Here is a 7785-nt window from a genome sequence, read left to right as displayed (position 1 = left end):
CCGCCTCCGTTCACACGGGGCGGTTTTTCTTTGCATCCAGCCAGGCCGAGAACTATTTAGCGGCGTCTTTTACCGCGTCAGGTTTAACGCGGCGTTTGCCGACGTTTTTGCTGTCACGATGGCGAACTTTAACTTTCACCTTCGACTTTTCCTGTGCCGCTTTTTGTTTTTCTTTGCGTTTCGCCAGCACTTTCTTCGACGGCTTACCGGTGACTTTTTCGCTCGGGGCTTTGGTTTTAGGACGGAACTCGTCCAGCACACGGGCTTTCAGCGGCTCGTTAAGGTAACGGCCAATCTTACCGAGTAGCAGATGGTCATGTGCTTCCACGAAGGAAATCGCAGTACCTTTGCGACCGGCACGACCTGTTCGGCCGATACGGTGCAGATAGATATCAGCGGTCAGCGGCAGATCAAAGTTGAAGACGTGGCTGATATCGTTGATATCCAGGCCGCGTGCTGCAATGTCGGTCGCAACGAGGACGTTAACGCGGTCTTCAACCATACGTTTGACGGCTTCGGTACGTTTCACCTGTACCATTTCGCCTTCGAGATAACAGGAGTTAATCCCTGCCTGACGCAGCCAGGCAACCAGCTCATGCACGCGTTCACGCTTGCGCACGAAGATCACGGATTTCGTGACATCTTCCTGTTTCAGCAAATGGATCAGCATCTGGGTTTTATGTGCTACATCGTCGGCACGATAATACCATTGCAGAATTTTTTTGCGTTCGCGACGTGACGGGTCGGCTTCGATTTCTACCGGCTCAGTCAGGATGCGCTCTGCGAATTCACGGATGGCTTCCCCTTCCAGCGTTGCGGAGAACAGCAACGTCTGTTTGCGCCAGCGTGCTTCAGCAGAAATTGTTTCTATATCCTGAGCAAACCCCATATCCAGCATGCGGTCGGCTTCATCAAGGATCAGGGTTTCGATTGCGCGGCAGTCAAAATTTTCTTCTTTAATGTATTGCAGCAAACGACCGGTGGTCGCCACAACGATGTCCTGGTTTTCGCTGAACACTTCGGCGTGGTTCATATAAGCCACGCCGCCGGTGATGGTGGCGATATCCAGTTCGGTATGTTTGGCTAACTCACGCGCTTGTTCAGCAACCTGCATAGCAAGTTCACGGGTTGGCGTGAGGATCAGAATTCGTGGCGGACCCGATTTCTTACGCGGGAAATCCAGCAAATGCTGCAATGCAGGCAGCAGGAATGCCGCTGTTTTGCCGGTGCCGGTAGGAGCCGAACCCAACACATCGCGTCCGTCCATTGCTGGCGGAATGGCCTCTGCCTGAATGACAGTAGGACGGCTATAGCCTTTGTCGCCAAGGGCTTCAATCAGGCGTTCATCGAGTTCGAGTTCGGAAAAAGTGGTTACAGTCATGGTCTACCTCTACTTGGGGCGCCGATTATAGACGTGTTAGACGCGATCTTCACCTATTTAAGCGGTTTGCGTGGCTTTTACTCTGGTTCTCTTTACCCTATGCTACGACAGTTTTCGTTCCCGGCCCTGTTGGCTGGCGTTATTACGGTGAAATGAGTGACAAAAGAAGTCGGTTCTGCAAAAACTTTACGGCGTAACGGATTTACCTTTAAACAATTTTTCGTTGCGCATGACCGTTGTGCGATGAAAGTGGGTACCGACGGTGTTCTGCTCGGTGCCACGGCGCCGGTCAGCCAGGCACGGCGCGTGCTCGATATTGGCTGTGGCAGCGGTCTGATTGCCATGATGCTGGCGCAACGCAGTCAGGCTCAAACCCGTATTGATGCCGTCGAACTGGAACCTTCCGCCGCCGCGCAGGCTGATGAGAATTTCCGCGAATCAGTCTGGGCGACGAGGCTGGCGGTGTATGCGCAAGATATCACTGCGTATGCCGCAGAGCATCCGTCTGAATACGATCTGATTGTCAGTAATCCGCCTTACTTTGAATCGGCGGTGGCCTGCCGCGATGCAGCCCGCAATGCGGCCCGTTACACCGAAACTCTGACGCACGACACATTGCTGGAATGCGCGAAAAATCTGATCACGCCAGAGGGATTGTTCTGCGTTGTTTTACCGTACGACATCGGGCTGGCGTTTGAAACCCTGGCTCACCGGCAAGGTTGGTTCAGCGCATGGCGGATGGCCGTACGCGATCGGCCGGGAAAACCGCTAAACCGGTTACTGCTCACCTTATCAAGGCAATCCGTTGAACGGGTTGATGAGGAACTGGCGCTGCGAAAATCGGAAGGTGTCTACAGTGAAGCTTTTTGTGCGCTGATTACTGATTTTTATCTGAATTATTAGCGGATGTCTGAGCTTTTAAAAGTGCGTTCCTTCGCACTTTCCTGGCAGTATTTCGGTAAATACTACGGCTGCAAAATAGTGGGCTGCGGATTTTCCTGTAAATCAGGATAATCCAGCGTGTAATGCAGTCCGCGACTCTCTTTGCGCTCAAGGGCACTGCGGACGATCAACTCGGCCACCAGCACCAGATTTCTCAGTTCCAGCAGGTTATTGGAAATACGAAAGTTTGCATAATACTCGTCAATTTCCTGTTGCAGCGTCATGATGCGGCGCAATGCGCGCTCAAGGCGTTTTGTTGTGCGCACGATCCCGACGTAATCCCACATAAACAGCCGCAGTTCATGCCAGTTATGCTGAATGACAACCTGTTCATCGGAATTATCCACCCGGCTTTCATCCCATTGCGGGATGTTTTTGGCCAGCCGGGCATGCGGCAAACGTTTGATGATGTCTTCCGCCGCTGACCAGCCATAAACGACGCATTCCAGCAGTGAATTAGAGGCCAGACGGTTTGCGCCATGCAGGCCGGTATAACTGACTTCGCCAATGGCATACAACCCATCGAGATCGGTGCGTCCGTGCTGGTCGACCATGACACCACCACAGGTATAATGGGCAGCCGGAACAATTGGAATGGCCTCTTTAGTCAGATCAATACCCAGTGATTGCAGCTTTTCATCAATCATCGGGAAATGATGTTTAATGAATTCCGGCGGACGATGGCTGATATCCAGATACATGCAGTCAGCGCCAAGACGCTTCATTTCATGGTCGATGGCTCTCGCCACGACATCGCGCGGTGCCAGTTCGCCACGCTCATCGAAATCCGGCATAAAACGGGTGCCGTCCGGGCGTTTGAGCAGGGCTCCTTCGCCGCGCAATGCTTCCGTCAGCAGAAAGTTGCGTGCCTGAGGATGATAGAGACAGGTCGGGTGAAACTGGTTGAATTCAAGATTGGCCACACGACAGCCTGCACGCCACGCCATGGCGACGCCATCGCCTGATGAAATATCAGGATTGGTCGTGTACTGATAAACCTTGGCAGCGCCCCCCGTGGCCAGTACAACGGCTTTGGCACGGAGCGTTTCAACATGCTCTTTATCACGGTTCCAGACATATGCGCCAACAACGCGTTGTGTCCCGGGCAATCCAAGCTTGCTTGAGGTGATTAAATCAACGGCATTATAGCGCTCTTTCACGCAAATATTAGCGTGGGCTCTTGCTTTCCCAACCAGCGTAGTCTCTACTTCTTTACCTGTAGCATCAGCAGCATGCAGGATCCTACGGTGGCTGTGACCGCCTTCGCGAGTCAGATGATAACGCTCTTCTGAGCTGGTATTAGGTTCGGTATCAAACAGTACGCCCTGGTCGATCAACCACTGGACGCAATGACGTGCATTACTCGCGATAAATTCAACAGCTTCTTTATCGCATAAGCCCGCGCCGGCAATTAATGTGTCATCAACATGTGAGGCAATGCTGTCTGCTTCGTCGAAAACTGCGGCAATGCCGCCCTGGGCATAGAATGTTGAGCCTTCGTTGAGTGGGCCTTTACTGAGAACAGTGACATGACAGTGGTCTGCAAGTCGCAAAGCCAAAGAAAGGCCCGCAGCGCCACTTCCGATTATCAATACATCGCTAACAAATTCAGATGAAGGTTGCATAACGTATGATGTTTGCAGAAGAAGAGGGAAATTCATGTTAGCCTAAACCTCCGTGCAAAAGCCACGGGCTTGAGACTTCAATAGAAAAAACAATGGCGATGTGGAACTTAATGTTTCATGTGAACTCCAAGCAGTACTTGCTCAGGAATATAATGATGAAAGCTGGCAGTACGATTTTAAGCGCGGAGAAGGTTTTGGGGAGATTTTACCTCGGATGAGCGAGCAGTTAGCCGATCAGGTTCTGGTTGAGCGGGTCCAGAAGGGTGATCAAAAATCGTTCAATTTACTGGTTATTCGTTACCAGCATAAGGTAGCGAGCCTTGTATCCCGCTATGTACCACAAGGCGATGTGCCTGATGTGGTTCAGGAATCTTTTATTAAAGCGTATCGTGCGCTGGAATCTTTCCGCGGCGACAGTGCTTTTTATACCTGGCTGTATCGTATTGCAGTCAACACAGCGAAAAATTATTTAGTCGCTCAGGGCCGACGCCCGCCATCCAGTGATGTCGACGCGAATGAAGCCGAAAATTTCGAAAATGGCGGTGCCCTTAAAGAAATTTCGAACCCTGAGAACTTGATGTTGTCTGAAGAATTACGGCAGGTCGTTTTCCGTACTATTGAAGCACTTCCCGAAGATCTCCGTATGGCGATTACCTTGAGGGAGTTGGATGGATTGAGCTACGAAGAAATAGCCGCCATCATGGATTGTCCGGTGGGTACAGTGAGATCACGTATATTCCGTGCCCGGGAAGCAATTGATAACAAAGTTCAACCGCTCATCCAGCGTTAGAGATGACGGACACAGGAAGGATACTTAGGCATGCAGAAAGAAAAGCTTTCCGCTCTGATGGATGGTGAAGCCATTGATACTGAACTGTTAAGTTCATTATCAACTGATACCAGGCTTCAGCAAGACTGGCAGAGTTATCATTTGATCCGCGATACGCTACGCGGTGATATTGGGAACGTGTTGCATCTGGATATCGCAGACCGTGTGGCCGCAGCGCTGGCAAATGAGCCGGTAAAACTGGTACCGGGTTCCGCAACCGAATCTCAACCTCAGCCTCATACCTGGCAAAAAATGCCATTCTGGCAGAAGGTGCGCCCATGGGCGAGCCAGTTGACTCAGGTGGGCGTGGCGGCTTGTGTCTCACTCGCTGTTATTGTTGGTGTTCAGCATTATAACCAGCCTGACGCATCAGGGGCTTCTCCGGAAACGCCAGCGTTCAATACATTGCCTATGATGGGTAAAGCTTCTCCGGTGAGCTTCGGCGTGCCAAATGAAGGCAATACCACCAGCGGGCAACAAAATGTTCAGGAGCAACGTAAACGCATTAATGCGATGTTGCAGGATTACGAATTGCAGCGCCGCTTGCATTCAGAGCAGCTTCAACTTGAACCTGTTACTCCTCAGCAAGCCGCTGTTCAGGTCCCAGGAACTCAGTCTTTAGGAACGCAAACGCAGTAATGAAGCAAATTTGGTTTGCCGTTTGTTTAGCGGCGGGCAGCGTGCTTACTCCTGGTATCGCCTCGGCAGATTCACCTTCCGAGGCGTTACTACAAGAGATGGGCAAAGCTTCCCAAACGCTGAATTATGAAATGGGTTTTATCAACATCACGAAGCAAGGGATTGATTCCTTTCGCTATCGTCATGCTGTTTCTCATCAAACTCCGCTCGCTCAACTGGTTCTGATGGATGGACCGCGCCGTGAAATTGTCCAGCGTGGGAAAGACATCAGCTACTTTGAGACCGGTTTACAGCCCTTTACGCTGGACGGCGATCATATCGTTGATTCCCTGCCTTCTATCGTCTTTAGCGATTTCACTCTTCTGACTAAATACTACGATTTTATTGCCGTAGGCCGTGCACGTGCAGCCGATCGTCTGAGTCAGGTGATCCGTGTTGTGTCCCGCGATGGTACCCGATTTAGTTATGTCATATGGATCGATGAGCAGACGAAACTGCCGATGCGTGTCGATTTACTGGATCGTGACGGTGAAACACTGGAGCAGTTCCGCGTCATCAGTTTCGATGAAGGACAACAAGTCATTGGAACGGTTGTTGATCTCGAAAAAGCGAGTTTACCACCTGTGCTGTCTTTACCTGCCTCTGAGCAGGTGAAGTTTGACTGGCAAATAAAATGGCTGCCAGATGGCGTGACGGAGGTGGCAAGTAGCCGCCGGAACTTGCCAAATATGCCTGTATCGATAGAATCCCGGTTGTACACTGACGGACTGTTTAGTTTCTCTGTCAATATCAGTGCAACAACCAGTGGTCCTTCTGAGCAATTGATCAGGCAAGGGCGCAGAACCGTGCAAACCGAAATACGTAATGGCAATGAAATCACTGTCGTCGGTGAACTTCCTCCTTCAACGGCCAAACGTATTGCCGAGAGCATTGTTTTCTCAGCAAAATAGCGTTTAACAGAAATAACGGCCTCAGTGGCAGAAATACAGGGTGATCACATGATGAAAGAATGGGCCACGGTTGTGTCGTGGCAAGACGGTATTGCGACACTGCGTTGTGAAACACAGGCGGGTTGCAGTAGCTGCCATTCACGTTCAGGCTGTGGCGCTCGCGTATTGAATGAGTTAGGGCCGCAAACTGAACATAACCTCCGGGTCAGCGTTAACGAGCCTCTTGTACCTGGTCAGAAAGTTGAACTGGGAATACAGGAAGGGAACCTGTTGCGCTCGGCGTTGCTGGTTTATATGACGCCACTGGTTGGTGTGATTGCAGGTGGCGGCGTATTGCAAGCCGTGCTGAAAGCAGATGTATATGCGGTTGTTGGTGCGGTGCTGGGGGGCGGATTAGGATTTCTGATAGCCAAATCACTGGCTGCGAAAATGGATAGTAAAGCAGGCTACCAGCCTGTGATTTTGCAGGTGGGTTTGCCACCTGACGCTTTCCGTTATTCGGTTGACAGTTAACTCCCTGCTTAATTCTGCTTCTTGCCATGCATAAAAATGACACAGTGTTTGCTAACACTGTGTCATTTTTAATTTCTGACGGGTATACGGTTTTGGATCATATGTTCGATCAGTGCGATGAAAAGATCTGCACTTGAAAGCGATGTATATTCAACAGAGAAAAGGATGCGGCCGTGTTTATCCAGCAGACGTATCAGCGGGCTGTTGCTGCCGCCACTGATAAACTGAATATCCTCAACAGGCACTTTCTTTCCTTCATCGGTGGTTAATACCAGGGCGCTCAGGTGTATCTTTTTTTCGTTCAACGCCAGCAGGTTAGCGCCGATAAATCTTTTCAATCCGGAATGTGGATTGATCAGATAGGTAAAAAGAATATCCCCTCCCTGCGCCAGGGTATTTAAGGCCCAGGGGCCACGATACATCAGCTGTTCATTTTTAATCACTTCAATTAATCTTTCCGAATTGGCGATGTTTGGCGTAATTCGGTGCCAGACTTTGCTGTCTTCCTCGCGGAATATCATTGTGTTTAAAATACGGCGTGTGTATTTCCCGGTTCTGAAGCGATATATATCCATAATGCGGTCAAAAGGGATAAAACGGTTTTTCTTATCGGTCTGGCTTATAACTAAAATACCGTTTTCATGAAGCTGATAGATTTGATTTGGCCGTATCAGACGTCGCAGCAGGATAAGGACAATACCCAGGGCAATACTGAGCAGAGCGGACAAAATTACAGTATGCAGTCCCTCAGCGGTCTGGCCAAAGGCCAGCAAAAATGCAATCTGCACTGCACCGCCGATCAATAACAATACAGACAGGACCAGAGTGATCCAAGAGTTGGCTTTGGCAAAGCCATGCTGACTGAGCAGCCGCCCTTCATTGATCATAGTGATAACCTTGTAACCG

At 50.4% G+C, this 7785-nt stretch carries 8 protein-coding genes; 5 read left to right on the top strand and 3 right to left on the bottom strand.

Going from position 1 to position 7785, the window contains the following annotated elements:
- Window positions 1-52 precede the first annotated feature (52 nt).
- A complete protein-coding gene (gene srmB, locus J1785_RS05595; protein ID WP_129952907.1) occupies window positions 53-1381 on the bottom strand; it encodes an ATP-dependent RNA helicase SrmB in 1329 nt (442 codons plus the stop codon).
- Between the two features lie 156 nt (window positions 1382-1537).
- Between srmB and trmN the strand changes: the two genes are divergently transcribed.
- Entirely contained in the window at window positions 1538-2284 is a 747-nt protein-coding gene (gene trmN / locus J1785_RS05590; RefSeq protein ID WP_129992118.1) for a tRNA(1)(Val) (adenine(37)-N(6))-methyltransferase TrmN, read from the top strand.
- 62 nt (window positions 2285-2346) lie between these two features.
- Here the strand turns inward: trmN and nadB are convergent, their stop codons facing one another.
- Window positions 2347-3948: an L-aspartate oxidase gene (gene nadB, locus J1785_RS05585; protein WP_205952702.1), complete on the bottom strand. Its 1602-nt coding sequence runs from the start codon at window positions 3946-3948 to the stop codon at window positions 2347-2349.
- Window positions 3949-4162: 214 nt separating this feature from the next.
- Here nadB and rpoE point away from each other — a divergent pair, with 214 nt between their 5' ends.
- The 4 genes from rpoE to rseC are packed head-to-tail and all read left to right on the top strand — an operon-like array spanning window position 4163 to window position 6879.
- On the top strand, window positions 4163-4738 hold the full coding sequence (gene rpoE / locus J1785_RS05580) for an RNA polymerase sigma factor RpoE (RefSeq protein ID WP_129953316.1): 576 nt from the start codon (window positions 4163-4165) through the stop codon (window positions 4736-4738).
- A gap of 30 nt (window positions 4739-4768) precedes the next feature.
- Window positions 4769-5416, top strand: coding sequence for an anti-sigma-E factor RseA (gene rseA / locus J1785_RS05575; RefSeq protein ID WP_129952904.1), 648 nt, complete (start codon window positions 4769-4771; stop codon window positions 5414-5416).
- On the top strand, window positions 5416-6366 hold the full coding sequence (rseB, locus tag J1785_RS05570) for a sigma-E factor regulatory protein RseB (RefSeq protein ID WP_129952903.1): 951 nt from the start codon (window positions 5416-5418) through the stop codon (window positions 6364-6366). The genes rseA and rseB overlap by 1 nt, the downstream gene beginning before the upstream one ends.
- A 48-nt stretch (window positions 6367-6414) precedes the next feature.
- The gene (gene rseC, locus J1785_RS05565) at window positions 6415-6879 is read left to right on the top strand and encodes a SoxR-reducing system protein RseC (protein WP_217139389.1); all 465 of its coding nucleotides are present in this window, start codon (window positions 6415-6417) and stop codon (window positions 6877-6879) included.
- A gap of 68 nt (window positions 6880-6947) precedes the next feature.
- On the opposite strand, the gene J1785_RS05560 is transcribed toward rseC, so the two are convergent.
- Window positions 6948-7785: hypothetical protein (locus tag J1785_RS05560; protein WP_420803828.1), on the bottom strand; the 838-nt coding region annotated here is incomplete at its 5' end.

Origin of the sequence: Rahnella perminowiae (assembly GCF_019049755.1) — a bacterium.
Classification (GTDB): Bacteria; Pseudomonadota; Gammaproteobacteria; order Enterobacterales; family Enterobacteriaceae; genus Rahnella; species Rahnella perminowiae.
The sequence above is the reverse complement of the archived record's forward strand: the minus strand, read 5'-3'. Positions and strand labels throughout refer to the sequence as shown.